The sequence below is a fragment of the Plantactinospora solaniradicis genome, assembly GCF_042658085.1.
Taxonomy (GTDB): Bacteria; Actinomycetota; Actinomycetes; order Mycobacteriales; family Micromonosporaceae; genus Plantactinospora; species Plantactinospora solaniradicis.
The window spans coordinates 552,410-572,213 of record NZ_JBHSPR010000018.1 but is presented as its reverse complement, the minus strand read 5'-3'; the positions used below and the strand labels follow the sequence as shown (position 1 = coordinate 572,213).

The window sequence follows — 19,804 nt, the reverse complement described above, 5'->3', positions numbered from 1 at the left end:
AGCCGAAACCCACCACCCGGGGCCACCATCCACCCCCAGCGTTTCCGCCGGGCGCTTGTAGAACCTTACCCGACCGTTTTCGCATCGTCAAACCGGTATCTCCCGGTTTGTAACACTCCAACGAGCCTTCGTGCACCCCGACAGGCGCGGCGGTAGACCACCACGATCGGTCGGGATTTGGCAGGCCGGCCGCCAGCGGTTTTCCCCGCTGGGCTTGCCCGGTGCCCTGCCGAGGGAGAAAGTTACACGGCCGGGCCGGTAGCGCCAAATCGGGGCCAGATCGCCGGCCAATCGCCCCGGCAAATCTGGAATGTCGGACTCCTCGCCCGCGTTGGCTATCTGGTACGCCCGATTCGTCGGGCACGGCATCGGCCGGCGGCGCGCGGCAGACAGCACGCACCGCAACCACCGCGGCCGGATCGACCAACGGCCGGTACCCGGTTACGGCTGATGCCGACGAGCTGGCAACCCACGACCTCACAACCGAAAGGAAGCCGGAGTGCTGAGCACCCTCCTCCGTGGGGCCCGATGGCTCACCACCATCACCCCGTCGACCACCCGCCGGGCGGCCCTCGCCACCGCCGGCCTCGCCGTCATCGGCGGCACCGTGGCCGGACCAGCGGTCGCTCTCGGCGCGACGACCCAGGACGTCGGTTTCAGGGCGCCGACGGCGAAGGAACTCTCGGTCGACTACCAGGCACAGCCGAACTTCTACTACTGCGGGCCGGCCGCCACCCGGATCGCCCTCACCGCGTCCGGGCAGGCCCCGAGCCAGGACGATCTCGCCGCCCGGCTGGGTACCGACGTCAACGGCACCGACTCGGCCGAGGACACCACGCGGGTGCTGAACAGCCTCGGTAGGACCGACTTCTACCGGACCAGGTCGATCCCGGAGAACACGGCGACGCCGGAAGAGATGGACCGGCTCCAGGCCGACGTGACCCGCGCGGTAGCCCGGGAGCACCCGGTGGTGGTCAACGTGATCGGTACCGCCGTCGACACCGAGGGCGTCGCGCACTCCTACGACGGCGGCCACTACCTCACGGTGGTCGGCTACCAGGACGAGGGACGCATGGTCAAGATCGCTGATCCGGCCGACGTCAACGGGGACAGCTCGTACTGGATGAGCACGATCAACCTGGCGAACTGGGCCGCCAGCCGGGGCTACTCCGGCTGACCGACCCCGTCCAGGCGTGACGGCGGGGGCTCGGCCATCGGCGATGGCCTGGCCCCCGCCGTCGGCTATGCCACGGCCGGCCCTCCGCCCTCGCCTCCTCCGCCCTCGATCCCTCCGCCCTCGATCAACACGGCAAGGCCGTCGAGCATCCGCCGCAGGCCGAACTCGAACACCCGATCGAGGTCGAAGTCGAGATCGATCTCCGCGAGCCGCGCCAGCATCGGCATGGTCCCGGACGCGAAGATGCTGTTCATGGCCGAATCCTGGTTCGCCATCCACTCCTCGTCGGTCAGCCCGCTCTCCTGCTCGGCCTCCGACTCCCAGACCAGGTTGGCCGCCAACCCGTGCGCGAAGCCGGCGATCGACACCGTGACATAGAACATGGTCGGCACGTCGAGCCCCAGGCCGTCCACCGCACGCATCGTCCAGTCGGTCTGCGCCATCCCCTGCGGCGAGAGCATCGGGCGGGTCAGCGACATCGTCTGGTGCATCCAGGGATGTCGCCGGAAGACTGCCCACCGCAACCGCGTGATCAGCTCCAACTGTGCCCGCCAGCCCGGCGGAGGTGTTTCCGGCAGTGGGTTTTCAGCCAGTACCTCCTCCACCATCAGCGCGACGAGTTCGTCCCGGCTCGGCACGTGGCGGTAGAGCGCCATCGTGCCGACGCCGAGCCGTACCGCGACGCGGCGCATGGACAGCGCGGCGAACCCCTCGGCGTCGGCGACCTCGATCGCGGTACGGACGACGCGTTCGCGGGTCAGCCCCGGATCGGAGTCCCGGACCGTACGGCGTCCTCCGCTGCGCGCGGGCGGCGAAGGTTGCGGCTCGGGTTCCGCCACCACCGTGCCGACCCCGGGTACGGGACGCACCAGCCCCGCCTCGCGCAACGCGGTCAGCACCTTCGTGGCGGTGGCCATCGCGACGCCCCACTCCGCGGTGATCTGTCGCGTCGACGGCACCCGGTCGCCGGGGCGCAACTCCCCGGCCCCGATACGACGCTGGATCTCGGCCACGATCCGCCGGTACGGCGGCTCTGCTGCGGAGCGGTCCACCGCGCCCTCCCTCGATCGGCCTGGCCTGGTCGCGTACTAGTGCACCGGCGCCGCCGAGGGTAGCGGGCGAACCCGGCGGACCGACTCACCGCCGGAACGGTGCACGTCAGCCACCCCACGCGCCGCACTACCCAGAGCACTAGTGCACTAGGGCTGCCAAATTGCACTTTCACCAGGTGTTTGCGTTAGATCGAACCGTCTGCTTACCCTGTACGCAAGCATCTGACCCGTACGCCGCCCGGTCGGGCGAAGGCTGAGGAGTGGAAGAGGATGGCAGCAGGATTGGCGGTCGAGGCGACCGGCCTGGAGAAGTCGTACGGATCGGTACGGGTACTCGACGGCATCGACCTTCGGGTGGGTCAGGGCACCGTCTTCGCACTACTCGGCCCCAACGGGGCGGGCAAGACCACCACGGTGCGGATCCTGGCCACGCTGGGTCGGGCGGACGCCGGACGGGCCCGGGTCGCGGGCTTCGACGTCCTGAGCGAACGGTCCCAGGTGCGCCGGAGCATCAGCCTGACCGGGCAGTACGCGGCGGTCGACGAACTACAGACCGGCGAGGAGAACCTGCGCATGATGGCGCGGCTCTCCGGCCTGTCCCGCTCGGCCGCCCGCCGTCGTGCCGAGGAGTTGCTGGGCGAGTTCGACCTCGTCGACGCCGGCCGACGGCGGATCGGCACCTACTCCGGCGGCATGCGGCGCCGGCTGGACCTGGCGGCCGGTCTGGTCGGGCAGCCATCGGTGATCTTCCTCGACGAGCCGACCACCGGTCTCGACCCGCGTAGCCGGCAGGCGATGTGGCAGGTGATCACCGATCTCGCCGACTCCGGGGTGACGGTCTTCCTCACCACCCAATACCTGGAGGAGGCGGACCGGCTCGCCGACCGGATCGCCGTACTCGACGGCGGCCGGGTGGTAGCGGAGGACAGCCCGGCCCAGCTCAAGACCCGGTTCGCCGGCCAACGGCTCGATCTGACTCTCGCCAGCGCCATCGACTTCGACTCGGTCGGCGGCTACCTGGGAGACCGCGTGCTGCACCGGGACCCGGGTCGGCTGACCCTCGGCGTCGCCACCGACGGCAGCGCACCGCACATCCGCACGGTGCTCGACGAGGTCGACCCGGGACGTACGGCGGTGCTGCGGTTCGCGGTGCACACCGCCACGCTCGACGATGTCTTCCTGGCCCTGACCGGTCACGCCGCCACCGGTACCGAAGGCGCCACCCGTACCGAAAAGGAGACCGCCGGTGTCTGAACTCGCCGCCAGTGGCATGGTCGGGGCGCCGCAGGCACGGTCCGGCCCGGCCGACCTGGCCACGATGATCGGCCGCTGCCTGCGGCTCTCCGCCCGCAACGTCGAAGCACTGATCATGTCGCTGATGCTGCCGATCATGCTGATGCTGCTCTTCGTCTACCTGTTCGGCGGGGCGATCGACACCGGCACCAGCTACGTCAGCTACGTGGTCCCCGGGGTCATCCTGCTCTGCGCCGGCTTCGGTTCCGCGACCACGGCGGTGGCCGTACACCAGGACATGAGCGGCGGAATCGTGGACCGGTTCCGTTCGATGGACATCAGCGGCGCGTCGGTACTCGGTGGGCAGGTGGCGGCCAGCGTCGCCCGCAACCTCGCCTCGACCGTCCTGGTGTTCGGGGTGGCGTTCCTGATCGGCTTCCGGCCACACGCCGGGTTGGTCGACTGGCTCGCGGCCGGCGGCATCCTGCTGGCGTTCATCCTCGCGATGTCCTGGCTCGCCGCCGTGGTCGGGTTGCTGGCCAGATCCGCCGAGGCGGCGAACGGCTTCACCTTCTTCATGACCTTCCTGCCGTACCCCAGCAGCGCGTTCGTGCCGATCGACAGCATGCCGGCCTGGAGTCGCGGTATCGCGGAGCACCAGCCGATCAACCCGGTCATCGAGTCGCTGCGCGGTCTGCTCCTGGACACCCCGGTCGGGAACAGCCCGTGGATCGCGCTGACCTGGTGCGCGGGGCTCCTCGCCGTCTCGGTGACGCTCGCCGTCGTACTCTTCCGGCGTCGCACCGGCTGACGGGCCGGCGCCAACGCACCGTCGACCGGGGCCACCCGGCAGCGGGTCAGCCGGTAGCGGCGGACCGGTCGACGGCAGCGGCTCAGTCGACGGCGGCGATCACCGTCTTCGGTTCGGTGCAGAACTCGCGGCTGAAGTCGCCACCCTCCCGGCCCACCCCGGAGATCCCGAACCCACCGAAGGGCGCCCGTGGTTCGCGTACCCCGAAGGTGTTGATCCAGACGGTGCCGGCCCGCAGCCGCGCGGCCACCCGGTGGGCCCGGCCCAGGTCGCGGGTGAACAGCACGGCGGAGAGGCCGTACGGGGTGCCGTTGGCCAGCCCCAACACCTCGGCCTCGTCGTCGAACGGGGTGACCACCGCGACCGGCCCGAACACCTCCTCGCGGCAGATCCGCGCCGCCGGCCCGAGCCCGACCGCGACGGTGGGCCGGACCAGCAGGGTGCCGTCGACCGGGCCGCCGGTACGCAGTTCGCCACCGTCCGAGCCGACCGAGTCGAGGTAGTCCGACACCTTGGCGTGGTGCTCCACACTGGACAACGGGCCGACATGCGTTGCCGGATCATGCGGGTCGCCGTACGGCAGAGCCTCGGCGGCCCGGACGAACCGGTCGACGAACTCCTCGTAGGCGGCGCGCTGGACGTAGATCCGGCTGGTGGAGAGGCACACCTGGCCGGAGTTGCTGTAGATCGCCCGGGTCGAGCCGGACACGGCGACGTCCAGGTCGGCGTCGGCGAAGACCAGGTTCGCGCCCTTCCCGCCGCACTCCAGCGAGACCGGGATCAGCGAGCGGGCCGCCGCCGCCGCGATGATCGATCCGGTACGTGACTCGCCGGTGAAGGTGATCCGGTCGATGCCCGGGGCGGTGGTCAGCCATTCGCCGGTCGAGTCCGGTCCGAAGCCGTGCACGACGTTGAGCACTCCGGGTGGCAGTCCGGCCTCCAGGGCCAGCGCGGCGAGCCGGGCCGCCGAGGCAGGTGACTGCTCCGCCGGCTTGAGCACCACGGTGTTGCCGTACGCCAGCGCCGGGGCGATCTTCCAGACCCCGAGGTTGAGCGGGTAGTTCCATGGTGCGATCGCCGCGAACACCCCGGCCGGCTCGTAACGCAGGTACTGGTGCAGCCGGTCGTCGCCGGGATAGGTGCTGGCGGTCGAGAGCTGCGCGTGCGAGGCGAAGAACCGGAAGTGGTTGATCGCGCTGGTCACGTTCCAGTTCCGGCTGTTCGTCACCGGCATGCCCATGTCCCGGGTGTCCAGCCGGGCGAGTTCGTCGGCGTGCGTCTCCATCAGGTCGGCGAGCCGGTGCAGCAGGGCGGACCGTTCCCGCTGCGGCATCCGGGGCCACGGGCCCTCGTCGAAGGCGCGGCGGGCCGCCGCAACCGCCGTGCTGACGTCCGCCCGGCCGGCTCGGGCCACCCGGGCCCACGGACGTCGGGTCCAGGGGTCCACCGATTCGAAGTACGCCCCGTCGGCGCTGTCGCCGATCCGGCCGTCGATCACCTGGGCCACCGGGTCGAGCCTGGTGGGGTTCGGCTCGCTCACCACTGTCTGCATTGCACGAACACCTCCGGAACTGGCCTGCGCCCGGGGTGCGCCTCGGGCGGACGGGTACTTCGCACTATCCATCACCGCGTAACAAGTAGCAGCAGAATTCTGCTTTGCAGAATGCATCTAGTTCTGCATAGAAGAATCTGGGCGCCTTGCATTCCGCCTCACGATCAATGACGTTACTGTCGCCACATCCCGACGTAACCAGCCCGACTCGATCGCCACATCCCCGTAACACCAGGTCAAGGGGTGATCATGACCAGTTCGGTGATCCGTCCGACCAGCCGGAACAGTGGTACGCCTGCCGCCCATGCCCTGCTGGACGTACTGATCGGCTGGGGTGTCCGACAGGTCTTCTGCTGCCCTGGCAGCACCGAGGCCGCCTTCCTCGACGCCGTCGTCGAGCGGTCCGCGGAACTCGACATCGTGCTCACCACACACGAGTCGATCGCGGTCGCGATGGCCGACGGCGCGGCCCGGATCACCGGCCGCCCCCAGGTCGCCTACCTGCACACCAACGTGGGCATGGCCAACGGAGTGGCGCACCTGACCGCCGCACAGCTGGCGAACTCGCCGGTGCTGGTGCTCAACGGGCTCAAGTCCACCGCGCTACAGGGCCGCGACGGGTTCACCACCGTGCCGTACCCGCGCGACATGATCCGTCAGCACGTCAAGTGGGCCCGACAGGTCACCTCCGCTGGCACCCTGCCGTCCGACGTCGCCCGGGCGCTCCGTACCTCGGCCGCCGAACCCACCGGGCCGACCTGGATCGGCCTACCGCAGGACGTCATGGACTCGACCGCGCCGGTCGAGGCCGCCCCGACGGCGGTGGTACCAGCGGCCGTACCGCAGAACCGGCCAGCCGTCGAGGCGGTCACCACGGCGGCCCGGCTGCTCGCCGAGGCGACCCGTCCGGTGCTGGTGGCCGGCGGCGACGTGGCCCGGCACGGTGCGACCGAGACCCTGGTCACCCTCGCCGAACACCTCGGCGCGACCGTACTCGGCGAGGACCGGCGCGGATTCCAACGCACCGCCTTCGCCACCTCCCACCCACGCTTCGCCGGACCGTACGCCTCGAACCACCCGGCGGTACGAGACGCCGACCTGCTGTTCTTCGTGGGCTGCCGGATGTTCACCGAGTTCGAGGCGCCGGCCGAGAACGAGCTGCCCACCCGGGCCAGCACCATCCACGCACACGTCGACGCTGGCGAGGTCGGCCGGCTGTACCCGGTGGACGTGGGACTGGTCGGGCACACGCGGGCCGTCCTCGACGACCTGCTCGCGGCGCTGCCGACGCCTGCACAGGTACCCGCGAACGCAACGCCGCTGCGGACGAACGCGACGCGATCGACGGTCCCGACGGACGCGACGCGGTCGACGGACTCGACGCCGTCGGGACCTGTCGCCGCCTTTCCGGGTCACGTCGGCCTGGCTCCGATCGTGGCCGCGCTGGTCGACGGGCTGGGCGACGACACGACCGTCGTGCTGGACGCCACCACGGCCACCCCGGCGCTGCTCGCCGCGCTGCCGCAACGCCGCCCGGACCAGGTACTGCTCTCCTCGTCCGGCTCGCTCGGCTGGGGCACCGGCGCGGCACTCGGGGTCCGGCTGGCCCAGCCGGGGCACCCGGTGGTCGCCGTCCTCGGCGACGGATCCTTCCAGTTCGGCATCCAGGCACTCTGGACCGCCGTCCACTACCGGATCGCCGTCACCTTCATCGTGCTGAACAACGGAAGCTACAGCGCGGTCGGCTCGGCGCTGCACCGGTTCGACGGCGCGGCCCGACGTACCGGGCGCTGGCCCGGCACCGACATCGGCGGTCCCCGGATCGCCGAGATCGCAGCCGGCTTCGGGGTCCCGGCGACCCGCGTCGAAACCCCCGCGGAGCTCTCCGCGGCACTCCGCGCGGTACGCGACACCGCCGGGCCGACGCTGGTCGAAGTCCTGACCGGGCCGAACCATGACCGGACCGAACCATGACCGGGCCGGGGGCCATGACCGAGCCGGGGGCCTCACCAGCGGCGACGTCCGATCGGGACCAGCCGGCACGACCACGCTAGGAGGGCTGTCGTGTTCACCAGGAAGCCGAGCACCGGACCGTTCAGCACCGCGCGCGGACTGTCACCGCTGATCGTCGTCTGCGTCTTCCTGTTCGCCTTCCCGATCGTCATGCTGGCGGTCGGCGCGGTACGCAACCAGGACCCGAGCCTGCCGGCGAACTGGGGATGGAACGGTTTCCGCACCGCGTACACCGATCCGGCGACGTACAGCACGCTGCGCAACTCGCTGCTGCTCTCCACCGCCGTGACGGTGCTCGGCACCGGCATCGGCCTACTCTGTGCCTTCCTGGTGACCCGGACCCGTACGCCGCTGCGCCGCCTGGTCACCCCGTGCATGCTGATCGTCGTCGCACTGCCACCGCTGTTCTACGCGATCAGTTGGGGAATGCTCGGCAACCCTCGGATCGGGGCGATCAACACCCTCTTCCGGGACCTGACCGGCACCGAGGCCACCCCGTTCGACGTCAACTCGTGGACCGGGCTGATCGTCGTCATCGCGCTCAAGTCGGCCGGGTTCAGCTACCTGATGCTGCTCGGCCCGTTCCTCGCCCTGGACCGCAGCCTGGAGGAGGCGGCGCAGATCTCCGGTGCGAGCAAGCTCCGCACGATGCTCGGCATCGACCTGCCGGTGCTGGCGCCGGCGGTCAGCGGCGTGGTCATCCTCAACTTCGTCATCGGCCTGGAGTTCTTCGACGTACCGCTGTTCCTCGGCACCCCGGCCGGGATCGAGGTCTTCTCCACCCGGATCTACGGACTGATCAGCGAGAGCACCCCGGCCGACTACGGCGGCGCGAGCGCCCTGTCGCTGCTCCTGGTCGCGGTCGTGATGGTGCTGGTCGGGTTGCAGTGGCGGCTGCTGGGCCGGCGCAGCTACACCACCGTCACCGGCAAGGGCTACCGGACCGATGCCTGGGACATCGGTGCATGGCGGTGGGCCGGTACGGCGTTCATCGTGCTGTACGCGCTGCTCGCCGTCGTCGCGCCGATGGCACAGCTGGTGATCGGCTCGTTGCAGCCGTTCTTCGGCGGCTCGGCCGGATACTCCCTGGTCAACTACCGGGAGCTGCTGGCCGATCCGACCACCGTGCTGGCACTGCGCTCCACCCTGTTCGTCGCGGTCGTCGGCGGGTTGGGCGCGATGCTCCTCGCCCTGGTCGTCGGCTACGCCATCGGACACAACCGGACCAGGCTGCGCCGGGTGGTCGAGATGCTCACCTGGCTGCCGTGGGCGGTGCCGGGCGTCGTACTCAGTCTCGGCATCGCCTGGGCCTATATCAGCGTGCCGGGGTTGCGCCAGCTCTACGGCACGGTCTGGATCGTGCTGCTCGCGCTGATCGCGGCGACCGTACCGATCGCACAGCGGGCCATCCAACCGGCGCTGGCGCAGCTCAGCCACGAACTGGAGGAGGCGTCCCGGGTCGCCGGTGCCCGCCCGCTGCGGATGTTCGCCGGCATCGTCTTCCCGCTGATCGCGCCGAGCTTCCTGGCCGGCTGGTTCGTCTCGGCCATCGTCGTGTCGGGCAACCTCGCCGTGCCGATCCTGCTCTCGTCGCAGAACAACGCCACCGTGCCGCTGCTGGTCTTCGAGCTGTACACGGCCGGCGAGACGTCCCGGGCCGCCGCCCTCTTCGTGATCATGATGGTGCTGCTCTGCCTCGGCCTCGTGGTACTGGCCGGGCTGGCGCGTCTCCTCGGTCACCTGCGTCGGCGGGCGCTCGCCGTACCCGCGCCGCACCCCGTTACCCGGTCAGCCCCCGCAACCCTCGGCTAGGAGAGAAGAACCATGACTGTGCGGAACATGCTCCGTACCGGAGCGGTCGCGGTGGCGGTCGCCCTGGCACTGTCCGCGTGCGGTGGCGGCGGCGTGCCGTCGGACGCCGCCGCCAACGTGGCCGGCGACGCCGACCAGCTCGGCGGCCAGGCCGCCGTCGACGCGATGACCACGCTGTACGACGCCGCCAAGGCCGCCGGAAAGACCGAGGTCGTCGTCTACGGTCCCGGCGAGAACGACAAGGTCGAGGTCTACAAGGCGTTCCAGAAGCGGTTCCCGGCCATCAAGGTGACCGGCGAATACCTGGTCGGACCGCAGCTCGCCAGCAAGATCAACCAGGAGTTCGGCAGCGGCAAGCACATCGCCGACCTGGTCCAGGGCGGTGACACCACCGTCGCCGCCCAGCTCGTGGAGAAGCGGTACGCGGCGTTCGCTCCGGTCACCGCCGCCACCCTGGGCAAGGAGTACCAGGATCCCGGCGGAATCGTCTACGCCGCCTCCGGCAGCATCATGGGCATCCTCTACAACACCGAGAAGGTGCCGGCAGCGGACGCCCCGAAGTCCTGGCGGGACCTGGTCGACCCGAAGTGGAAGGGGAAGATGGTCCTCGACGACGCCACCAAGAACGGGGCGGTCGCCGGCACCTTCTCCCGGATGCTGCACGACGGCAGGTACGACGACGCGTTCCTGAGCGGGCTCGCCGGACAGGAGATCCACTGGGTGGCCTCCGGCCCGGTCGCCGGACAGGCGGTCGCGACCGGTGAGTTCGCGATGGCACCGGTCTACCCGTACAGCTTCTATCTTCGTGACAAGGCCAAGAACGCGCCGGTCAACCTGGTGTTCCCGGTCGAGGGCGGCAACCAGGTCTCCCCGCACTACCTGGGCCTGGTCGAGGGCGCACCGCACCCGGACGCGGCCAAGCTGCTGATGACCTGGCTGTTCACGCCCGAGGGGCAGAAGGCGGTCGCCGACGCCGGGTACGCGCCGACGATGCCGAACGCACCGAACGTCAACGGACTGCCGCCTCTGAGCACGATGGACCAGCTCAAGCCGTTCGCGATCGCCGACGTGAACGCCGCCCAGGCCGCGTACCTGGCGAAGTCCAAGCAGATCTTCGGTAAGGGCTGACCATGTCGAAGGACCTGGTGATCGACGGGCTGGTCAAGCGGTTCGGTGACACGGCCGCCGTCGACGGCATAGACCTGCGGGTACGTCCCGGCGAGTTCCTCACCCTGCTCGGCCCGAGCGGCTGCGGCAAGACGACCACACTGCGCTGCATCGCCGGACTGGAACTGCCCACCGCAGGCGAGATCTCGTTCAACGGACGGATCTTCGCCGCGCCGGAACGGGCGGTCTTCGTACCCCCGGACAAGCGCCGGATCGGCATGGTGTTCCAGAGCTACGCCCTCTGGCCACACATGACCGTACGGGCCAACGTCGGTTATCCGCTCAAGATGGCGAAGGTGCCCCGGGCGGAGCTCCGGGAGCGGGTGCACGAGATGCTCGGCCGGGTGGGTCTGGCCAACCGGGCGGACGAGATGGCGGTCTCGCTCTCCGGCGGGCAGCAGCAGCGCGTCGCACTGGCCCGGGCCATGGCCAGCCGGCCCGAGCTGCTGCTCTTCGACGAGCCGCTGTCCAACCTGGACGCAAAACTGCGATACCAGCTCCGGGACGAGATCCGTGGCCTGCACGACCAGCTCGGTACGACGTCGGTGTACGTCACCCACGACCAGGAGGAGGCGATCGCGCTCTCGGACCGGATCGTCGTGATGAACGCCGGCCGGATCGAACAGATCGGGCCACCACGCGAGTTGTACTCCCGGCCCGCCAGCGCCTTCGTGGCGGACTTCATGGGCTACCAGAACATCCTGCCGGGGGTGGTGGCGGAGGTGGAGGCCGGGCAGCACGTGGTCCGGGTCGACGGGTCCACCCTCACGGTCACGGTGCCCGGCCCGCCGCCCGGCCCGGCCGGCGCCCCCGCCTCGGTCGCCTTCCGCGCCTCGGCGGTACGCCTGGACCGACCGCCGAACGAGCCGGCCACCGAGATCCGGGCCGCGGTGCTCCGGTCGACGTACCTCGGTCGTACCCTGAATCTGCTGGTCGAGGCGGATGGAGTCACCCTACGTACCCAGCTCGACGAGGGGGCCCTCGCCCAGCTCGGTCCGGAACTGCCCGCCCCCGGGGACGTCGTCACGGTGCACCTGCCGGCCCGGCTGGTCGTACCGCTGGCTCCGTCCGGCGTGCCGGCCCTGGCCGGCACGGGCGACGCCCCGGCGAAGACGTCGCTCGACTGATCCGGTCCCGGTCGTGGGCCGTTCACCGTCTGTGCCGGGCGGCGAACCCGGAGACCATCGCGGTCAGTCCGGCGTCGAACCAGCGTTCGTAGTACTCGGCGACCTCCGGCGTCTCCGGCGGTGCGGCCGGAGTGCCGGGCGGGGTGCCGACCTGGGCAAGGGCGTGTCCGAGTACGAAGACGGCGACCGACTGTACGGCGGTCAGCGCCTCGGCCTGGGACAGTCCGGCGGCGGCGAACCGGTCGAGTACGCCCCCCATGAGCCGGAGGCCCGCGTCGATGTCCATCGGATGGGTGGCCAGCAGCGGCACCGCTCGCGGATGCGCCAGCAGCATCCGGCGGTACACGGTCCCGAACCGGGTGAGCGCCTCGGACCAGGAGTCTCCGGGCTCAAGATCGGTGACCGCCTCGGCCGCCAGGTGGTTGACGACCGCGGCGAGTACCGCGTCCCGGTTGGACAGGTGCCGGTAGAGCGACATCGCCGCGACTCCCAGTTCGGCACCGAGCCGGCGCATGGTGAGCGCGTCCAGTCCATCGGTGTCGATCACCCGGAGAGCCGCGGCGACGATGTCGTCGCGGGTCATCTGGGCTGGGCGACCGCCGCGACCGCTGCGGCCGGCAGGTCGGCGTTCCGGTGTCGTGGCCATGACCTCATAGTGACGATGCCGGTAGCGGCCAGCATCGCCAGGGTGAGCAGTCCGACGACGGTGTGCTGGACGTCGATGACCACGTCGTGCCCGGCGGTGGGCAGGAACCTGAGGGTGTGGGAGTAGTACTCCAGGTAGTCCGCCCGCGCGGCGGCGGTGGCGCTGCCGAAGTAGGGGATCCACCAGGAGTTGACGTGCCCGACGACGCAGAGCGCGCTGAGCGCGACGGCGGCGATGTGGGACCAGCGCCGACCGAGGGCGACGGCCCCGGCGATCAGCAGCGGGACCGGATAGTTCGCGGCGGCGGCGATCGCCCGGTCCTCGACGCTGATCACGTCGAGGTCGTTGAGCGGGAACATCGGCACCCAGTCGATCAGGACGAGCCAGCCGAGCCAGACCAGCGGAGCGATGATCGCGATCTTCTTCATGACGCCTACTCTCTAGTTTGCTTACGACGTAAGCTTACGTCGTAAGCAAACTAGCCCGCGGCCGGTCCCGCTGTCAATCCATTGAGGTGTTAGGAGGGGGCCCTTCTTCTACAGAAAACGATAAGAAGGGGCCCTTCCTTACAGGTGGTCGAGCTGGGCCAGGTACGCCGTGCCGGTGCGGGCGATGGCGGCGGCGAGGGCGGTGGTGGCGGGGTCGGCACCCGACTTCTGCTCGGCGCGGGCCACCCGGGTCGCCTGTTCGAGATGCTCGCGCAGGTGGTGGGTGAAGAGGCGACGGAAATCGGCGTCGGTCGCCGTACCCAGCGTGGCCAGTTCGGCGGCGGTCACCATCCCGGGCATGTCGTGACCCTCGTGCGGATTGGTCTTCGGGGCACGGGAGCGGTCCAGCAGTTTCCGGGACAGTGCGAGATCGGCCCGGTGAGTGTCCCGGACCTGGGCCGCCAGTCGGCGTAGCGCGGGCTCGGCGGTCTGCGCCGGCACCAGGTCCAGCATCGGGAGCACCCGTTCGTGCATCGCGACCGTCAGTTGCAGCCAGGCGATGTCAGTGCCGTTGAACGGGTCGGACGAACTGGTCGTGCCCGTCGGGGTCACCGACCCGGCGGTGGCGGGGCCGGTGCTGGTCGCCGTACCCGGATCGGAGGTGGCCGGCGGTGTCGCGGAGCCGGCGCAGGCCGCGACGAGCAGCACCACGACGAGCAGTGCGGTGGGCGGTACGACGGCGCGGGGCCTCATCTGCGGCTTCCTTCCTCCGTCCCGGAGCCGAACGGGGGGGGTGGGCCCCGGCGTCCCGGAGCCGAACGGGGGTGGGCCCGGCGACCCGGACCCACCCCGTCCGATCAGCTCGGTCGGCCGTCCGCACCGCACTTGATCACGGGACGGATGCAGTCCTGCACCCGACGGAGCATCTCCGCCGCGGGCCAGGCGTTGAAGAAGTCGCCGTGCATCGTGAAACCGGGCCCGGAGGCGAGCCGGAACCGCGCCGGGTTGCCACTGACCGGATACCTGATCACCTGCCGGAGCTTCGGTACTGCCACCGGGTGGCTGGACGGGCAGGCCTGGTTCACCGGGTACGCCATGTGACTCTTGTGGTCGGGCGAGTCCAGGTCGCGGCCGTTCCAGCACTGCGGGAAGTCCAGGTACGACTCCAGCATCGTGCCGGAGGGACAGTTGACGAAGTCCTTGGACGCACCGACGTGCCCGGCGTGCAGGCAGGACCAGCGCGAGATGGTGGTCGAGTCCGGAGCGGTCGCCCGGGCGTTGCCGGCCACGATCCGCAGCCCCAGCGGGATGGGCTGGGTGTTCGCGACGATGTCGCTGCGCACCCCCTCGCCGAGGTAGTAGAACGTGACGATGGCAGGTTCCACCGGTGCGTTGTCCGCGTACAGGGTGGGCACCCAGTACGACGAGACGTCGACCCTCGGGTTGCAGGTGGTGTTGGAGTTCAGCAGGTCGGCCAGGTTGGTGTAGGCGTTGGTGGCCGTACTGCCGAAGAAGCTGTGCATGTGCGAGGCACCGGGCAGGCCCGGGTAGATGATCGGGTCGTCCGGTAGGCGGTGGCTGAACGGGCAGTCGGCCAGGAACTCGGCCACCCGCACGATGGGCGCGCGCGCCTCGGCCGGCTCCGCCCGTCCCGCCACGGCGTACGCGCCGAGCAGGGCCAGCAGAGCGGTGAGCATTGTGACAAGCCGCAGGCGGCGGCGCGTTCCGTTCCGGGGTGCAGCCCCATCCATCTCTGACTCCTAGCTGGTGAACGGACCAGGTCGGTTCCGATGGCGCCGCCGAGAAGCATCGGAGATCGCTGGCCAGACTGGTGGTGGTCTGTCCTCCTAAGGGAGGCGAGAGAGCGCTCTCTGACACCAGCTTGAGCCTGCCGTCGAAAACTGTCAATACCTTCGAGGGACTCAGGGCCTGCGGCGGGTCGGGTCGAGGAAGACGTACCGGATCGCGGGGTTCCGGGCGACCAGCCGGCGCTCGGCCTCGTCCGCGGCGACCTCGATCTCCGCCCGGGTGGCATCCTCGGCGAAGTTGACTTTGACGGCGACGAGGATGTCCTCCGGGCCGAGTTGCAGGGTCATCAGCCGGTCCACCCCCCGGACGTCCGGCACCCGGGAAAGCTCCTCGTGGATCTCCGCCCGGACCGCCTCCCCGGCCGCCCGCCCGACCAGCTGGCGGATGTTGTTGTGCGCCAGAGTCGTGGCCACCACCAGCAGCAGTGCGCCGATCGCGATGGAGGCGATCCCGTCCCAGACCGGGCTTCCGGTGAGTTCGGAGAGCGTCACGCCGGCACCGGCCAGGACGAGGCCGACGAGCGCCGCGCTGTCCTCCAGCAGCACCGCCTTGATCGTGGTGTTGGGGGTGTTCCGGACGACCCGCATCCACGGGACCCGCCAGCGGGCCGCCCGGCGGCGCAACTGCCGCACGGAGCGGAGCAGCGAGATCCCCTCCGCGACGAACGAGACGGCCAGCACCACGAACGCGACCGTGGCGTCCAGCTTCTCGTGCCGCTCCTGGATCGCCTCGACACCCTGGAAAATGGAGAATCCGGCGCCGACGACGAAGGTGACGACAGCCGCCACGAACGCCCAGATGTAGCTCTCCCGGCCGTACCCGAACGGGTACTGGCTGGTCGGCGGCCGGCTGCCCCGGCGCAGGGCGACGAAGAGCAGCACCTCGGTGGTGGTGTCGGCGACGGAGTGGGCCGCCTCCGACAGCACCGCGGCGGAGCCGGAGATCACCCCGGCCAGCGCCTTGGCCAGCGCGACCGCCAGGTTGGCCAGGCCAGCGACGATCACCGTGCCGACGCTCTGCGAACCCTGCGAACTCGCCGGACTGAGCGGGCTCTCCGAACCTTGCGCGCTCTGCCCGTCCCCCGGACGCTGCGCCGGCTCGGCCATGAAATCAGCCTAGGTGTCCGGGCCGGGGCCCATCCGGCGGTTGCGGATCGAGTTGAGCCGGGGTGCGGGCCGGGACCTGGGCAGGGGCGACTGAGCGACGCGGGATGCGTCGTACCCAATCTCTAGGCTGTACTCACGACACGACAGGAGGTCACAACTGATGCGGAGCGCGGGGGCGGCGACATGAGTGAGCTGGTGGTCGACTCCGTTGACCCGGTGGTGGACTCCGGGCTGGCCGAGCCGTTCGAGGACCGGGCGGACTACGCTACGGCGCTCGCCGAGATCAGGTCGGCGGCGGCCGCCTACTACAGCGGCACGGATCTCGCGATGGACGACGCGACCTACGACGCCCTGATGGCCCGGGTCATCGCGACCGAAACGGCCCAGCCGGGCTGGAAGAGCGACGACTCGCCCAGCGATCTGGTCGCCGCCGGTGCCGGAGTGGTCGGCGACGTCGAGCACAGCAGCCCGATGCTGAGCCTCGACAACGTGTTCGGCGAGGAGGAGTTGAGCCGCTGGGCCGCGCGGCTGGACAAGCTGCTCGGCCGTCCGGCCGCCGGTTACACCGTGGAGCCCAAGATCGACGGTCTCGCGATCGCCGCCCGGTACGTGGCGGGCCGGTTGACCCAGGTCGCCACCCGTGGGGACGGCCGGGCCGGCGAGGACGTGACGACCCAGGCCCGCCGGGCGGTCGGCCTGCCGGAGCAGCTCAGCGAGCCGGTGACGCTGGAGGTACGCGGCGAGGTGTTCATGACCGACGCCGACTTCGTCCGCGCCAACGAAATGCGGACCGGAAACGGCGAGCCGGCCTTCGCGCACCCGCGCAGCGCCGCCGCCGGCACCCTCCGGGCCCAGGACCGGGCGTACGACGCACCGCTGTCCTTCCTTGCCTACGCGGTGCACGGGCTCGAAGACGCCGTGCCCGGGATCGGTGCCGACGACGCCGCGCCGGGGATTGGTGCCGGCGACGCCGTGACCGAGGCCGGTGCCGGCGACGCCGTGACCGGGATCGGTGCCGGCGACACCACGGCGAGGCCGCACTCCGCGACCATGGCCTACATCGAGAGCCTCGGCGTCGCCACCACCGCCGGCTCGCCGGCCGGAATGCCGCTCTGCGCCACGATCGACGAGGTGCTCGCCGCGGTGGAGGCGCTCTACGCCGGGCGCGGCGAACTCGGCTTCGGCATCGACGGAGCGGTCATCAAGGCCGACCACCCGGCAGACCGCGAGCTGGCCGGGTCGGGGACCCGGGCGCCCCGCTGGGGCATCGCCTACAAGTTCCCCGCCGACACCCGCACCACGACACTGCTCCGGATCGAGGTGCAGGTCGGCCGGACCGGCGTGATCACCCCGGTCGCCGTGCTGGCACCGGTGCAGGTCGGCGGCGTCACGGTCACCTCGGCGACGCTGCACAATTTCGACGACCTGGTCCGGCGCAACGTACGGGCCGGCGACACCGTGTTCGTCCGGCGGGCCGGCGACGTGATCCCCGAGGTGACCGGCGCCAAGCTGGACGAGCGCCCGGCCGACTCGACGCCGTACGAGCCGCCGGTCGGATGCCCACGGTGCGGCGGCGAGATCGACCGGTCGCAGAAGCGCTGGCGCTGCACGCAGGGACGCGCCTGTGGGGCCCGGGAATCGCTGTCCTACTACGCGGCCCGGGACTCGATGGACATCGAAGGGCTGGGCAGCAAGATCATTGATCTCGTGGTCGGCGCCGGCCTGGTCACCGATCCCGGCGACCTCTACGACCTCGACGCCGCCACCCTGGCCACCCTCGACCGGTTGGGTGAGACATCGGCCCGGAAACTCGTCGCCAACATCGAGGCATCGAAGAGCCAACCGCTGTCCCGGGTCCTCACCGGCCTCGGCGTACGGATGACCGGCCGCTCGATGTCCCGGCGGCTGGCCCGGCACTTCGGCACGATGGAGGCGCTGCTCGCCGCGTCCGTGCCCGATCTCCAGCAGGTCGAGGGCGTCGGGCCGGAACGGGCCGTCACCATCGCGGCGGAACTCGTCGAACTCGCGCCCGTGGTCGACAAGCTCACGGCTCGCGGAGTCAACATGACCGAGCCGGGAGTCGTCCCGGCGGCGGCAACCGGCCAGGGCGACGACGGTGATCCCGACGCCTCCGCCCCGACCCCGACAGCGCTGCCGCTACGCAGGCCGGACGGCACCCCGATGACGGTGGTGGTCACCGGTTCGGTGCCGGGACTGTCCCGCAACGAGGGCAACGAGGCGGTCGAGCGACTCGGTGGGAAGTCCTCCGGGTCGGTCTCGAAGCGGACCGATCTGGTGGTCGTCGGAGAGGGCGCGGGCAGCAAGGCGGAGAAGGCCGTCACGTTGGGCGTACGGGTGCTGCCGGCGGAACGGTTCGCCGCGTTGCTGACGGCACACACGGCCGGCGACGTGGCGACGATCGCGGAGGTCCTGGCGGAAATCGACGGGCCCGGCGAGCAGACCGAGGCCGACGTCCCACAGGACACGCCGTAGTCGACGTTCGGCAGAGGCACGCCAGAGTCGAGTCCCGCCGGGCACGCCAGAGTCGAGTCCCGCCGGGTGACCGGCGGGGCTGACCGGTCCGGGGTCTCCGACCTGCTCAACTACACTGTGGCGCTGGTCCAGGACCTCCGACCTGCGCAACTACCCTGGTCGACGCAACGCTGAGGAAGGTGGGCATGGTCGCGACTCCGCAGGACATCCGTACGGCGGACCGGACCGACGAGATCGCCACCGGAGGTCCTCCCGAGACGCCGTTCCTGCTCCTGGACCGGGCGCGGGTCGAGCGCAACATCGAGCGCCTCCGGGCCCGGTTGCGGCAGTTGGGCACGGGGCTGCGGCCACACGTGAAGACGGCGAAGTCGGTGGACGTCGCCCGACTGCTCTTCGACGGCGGCACCGGACCGATCACCGTGTCGACACTGCGCGAGGCCGACGCCTTCGCCTCGCACGGGTTCACCGACATCCTCTACGCGGTGGGTCTCGCCCCGCACAAGCTCGGTCGGGTGGTCGCGGCGCACCGGGCCGGAGTGGACCTCCAGGTGTTGATCGACAGCGTGGCGCAGGCCGAGGCGGTCGCCGCCGCGACCACCGGCTCCGGCGTACGGATCCCGGCGTTCATCGAGGTCGACTGCGACGGGCACCGTGGCGGCGTACGACCGGGCGACCCGACCGCCGTACGGATCGCCGAGGTGCTGGAGCGCGGCGGCGCCGAGGCACGTGGCGTACTCGTCCACGCGGGTGGGTCGTACCACAGCCGTTCCCGGGCGGAACTCGTCGCCGCCGCCGAGCACGAGCGGGCGAGCGCGGTCCGGGTGGCCGAGGATCTGCGCGGGGCCGGATTCGCCGCTCCGGTGGTGAGCGTCGGCTCGACCCCGACGGCGCACGCCGCCGAGGACCTCAGCGGAGTCACGGAGGTTCGAGCCGGCAACTTCGTCTTCTTCGACCTCGTGATGGCCGGCATCGGGGTGTGCGACGTCGACGACCTGGCGATGTCCGTGGTGACCACGGTGATCGGCCATCAGCCGGAGAAGGGCTGGATCATCACCGACGGCGGCTGGATGGCTACCTCCCGGGACCGGGGCACGTCCAGCCAGCCGATCGACCAGGGGTACGGGCTCGTCGCCCGGCTCGACGGGCCGCTCTATCCCGACCTGGTCATGACCGACGCCAGCCAGGAGCACGGCACCCTGACGATCCGAGAGGGCAGTGGGGCGGCGCTGCCCGAACTGCCCGTCGGCACCCAGGTCCGGGTGCTGCCGATCCACGCCTGCGCGACGGCCGCCCAGCACGACGTCTACCAGGTGCTCCAGCCCGGAACCCGGACCATCGGTTCAGTCTGGTCCCGCCTGCGCGGCTGGTGAGCGGGGCC

16 protein-coding genes are annotated in these 19,804 nt (G+C 70.7%); 9 read left to right on the top strand and 7 right to left on the bottom strand.

Annotated elements, in window-relative coordinates:
* Positions 1-499: 499 nt before the first annotated feature.
* Positions 500-1,177 carry a C39 family peptidase gene (locus ACFP2T_RS24360; RefSeq protein ID WP_377425172.1) on the top strand — a complete coding sequence of 226 codons (678 nt, stop codon included), beginning with the start codon at positions 500-502 and terminating at the stop codon, positions 1,175-1,177.
* A 65-nt stretch (positions 1,178-1,242) separates the two neighbouring features.
* Here the strand turns inward: ACFP2T_RS24360 and ACFP2T_RS24355 are convergent, their stop codons facing one another.
* The gene (locus tag ACFP2T_RS24355) at positions 1,243-2,229 is read right to left on the bottom strand and encodes a TetR/AcrR family transcriptional regulator C-terminal domain-containing protein (protein ID WP_377425170.1); all 987 of its coding nucleotides are present in this window, start codon (positions 2,227-2,229) and stop codon (positions 1,243-1,245) included.
* A gap of 270 nt (positions 2,230-2,499) precedes the next feature.
* Between ACFP2T_RS24355 and ACFP2T_RS24350 the strand changes: the two genes are divergently transcribed.
* Both ACFP2T_RS24350 and ACFP2T_RS24345 read left to right on the top strand, forming a co-directional pair.
* A complete protein-coding gene (locus ACFP2T_RS24350; RefSeq protein WP_377425168.1) occupies positions 2,500-3,483 on the top strand; it encodes an ATP-binding cassette domain-containing protein in 984 nt (327 codons plus the stop codon).
* Entirely contained in the window at positions 3,476-4,273 is a 798-nt protein-coding gene (locus ACFP2T_RS24345) for an ABC transporter permease (protein WP_377425167.1), read from the top strand. The genes ACFP2T_RS24350 and ACFP2T_RS24345 overlap by 8 nt, the downstream gene beginning before the upstream one ends.
* Positions 4,274-4,355: 82 nt before the next feature.
* Here the strand turns inward: ACFP2T_RS24345 and ACFP2T_RS24340 are convergent, their stop codons facing one another.
* Positions 4,356-5,825: an aldehyde dehydrogenase gene (locus ACFP2T_RS24340; RefSeq protein ID WP_377425166.1), complete on the bottom strand. Its 1,470-nt coding sequence runs from the start codon at positions 5,823-5,825 to the stop codon at positions 4,356-4,358.
* 249 nt (positions 5,826-6,074) lie between these two features.
* Here ACFP2T_RS24340 and ACFP2T_RS24335 point away from each other — a divergent pair, with 249 nt between their 5' ends.
* The 4 genes from ACFP2T_RS24335 to ACFP2T_RS24320 all read left to right on the top strand — a co-directional run bounded on the left by ACFP2T_RS24335 (position 6,075) and on the right by ACFP2T_RS24320 (position 11,944).
* Positions 6,075-7,799 carry a thiamine pyrophosphate-binding protein gene (locus tag ACFP2T_RS24335; protein WP_377425165.1) on the top strand — a complete coding sequence of 575 codons (1,725 nt, stop codon included), beginning with the start codon at positions 6,075-6,077 and terminating at the stop codon, positions 7,797-7,799.
* A 90-nt stretch (positions 7,800-7,889) separates the two neighbouring features.
* A complete protein-coding gene (locus ACFP2T_RS24330) occupies positions 7,890-9,650 on the top strand; it encodes an ABC transporter permease (protein WP_377425164.1) in 1,761 nt (586 codons plus the stop codon).
* A 12-nt stretch (positions 9,651-9,662) separates the two neighbouring features.
* The gene (locus ACFP2T_RS24325; RefSeq protein ID WP_377425162.1) at positions 9,663-10,778 is read left to right on the top strand and encodes an ABC transporter substrate-binding protein; all 1,116 of its coding nucleotides are present in this window, start codon (positions 9,663-9,665) and stop codon (positions 10,776-10,778) included.
* Positions 10,779-10,780: 2 nt separating this feature from the next.
* Positions 10,781-11,944, top strand: a complete 1,164-nt coding sequence (locus tag ACFP2T_RS24320) for an ABC transporter ATP-binding protein (protein WP_377425160.1) — start codon at positions 10,781-10,783, stop codon at positions 11,942-11,944.
* Between the two features lie 22 nt (positions 11,945-11,966).
* On the opposite strand, the gene ACFP2T_RS24315 is transcribed toward ACFP2T_RS24320, so the two are convergent.
* The 5 genes from ACFP2T_RS24315 to ACFP2T_RS24295 form a co-directional block, all read right to left on the bottom strand.
* Positions 11,967-12,527, bottom strand: coding sequence for a TetR/AcrR family transcriptional regulator (locus tag ACFP2T_RS24315; protein ID WP_377425159.1), 561 nt, complete (start codon positions 12,525-12,527; stop codon positions 11,967-11,969).
* On the bottom strand, positions 12,524-13,018 hold the full coding sequence (locus tag ACFP2T_RS24310; protein ID WP_377425157.1) for a hypothetical protein: 495 nt from the start codon (positions 13,016-13,018) through the stop codon (positions 12,524-12,526). The genes ACFP2T_RS24315 and ACFP2T_RS24310 overlap by 4 nt, the downstream gene beginning before the upstream one ends.
* 138 nt (positions 13,019-13,156) lie before the next feature.
* Positions 13,157-13,771 (bottom strand): DUF305 domain-containing protein, encoded by a 615-nt coding sequence (locus ACFP2T_RS24305; protein ID WP_377425156.1) that lies wholly within the window; start codon positions 13,769-13,771, stop codon positions 13,157-13,159.
* Positions 13,772-13,875: 104 nt separating this feature from the next.
* Positions 13,876-14,769 carry a DUF1996 domain-containing protein gene (locus tag ACFP2T_RS24300; RefSeq protein WP_377425155.1) on the bottom strand — a complete coding sequence of 298 codons (894 nt, stop codon included), beginning with the start codon at positions 14,767-14,769 and terminating at the stop codon, positions 13,876-13,878.
* 171 nt (positions 14,770-14,940) lie between these two features.
* The gene (locus tag ACFP2T_RS24295; RefSeq protein WP_377425153.1) at positions 14,941-15,933 is read right to left on the bottom strand and encodes a cation diffusion facilitator family transporter; all 993 of its coding nucleotides are present in this window, start codon (positions 15,931-15,933) and stop codon (positions 14,941-14,943) included.
* Positions 15,934-16,116: 183 nt separating this feature from the next.
* Between ACFP2T_RS24295 and ligA the strand changes: the two genes are divergently transcribed.
* On the top strand, positions 16,117-18,426 hold the full coding sequence (ligA, locus tag ACFP2T_RS24290; RefSeq protein WP_377425152.1) for an NAD-dependent DNA ligase LigA: 2,310 nt from the start codon (positions 16,117-16,119) through the stop codon (positions 18,424-18,426).
* A gap of 185 nt (positions 18,427-18,611) precedes the next feature.
* Positions 18,612-19,796: an alanine racemase gene (locus ACFP2T_RS24285; RefSeq protein ID WP_377425151.1), complete on the top strand. Its 1,185-nt coding sequence runs from the start codon at positions 18,612-18,614 to the stop codon at positions 19,794-19,796.
* Positions 19,797-19,804 lie beyond the last annotated feature (8 nt).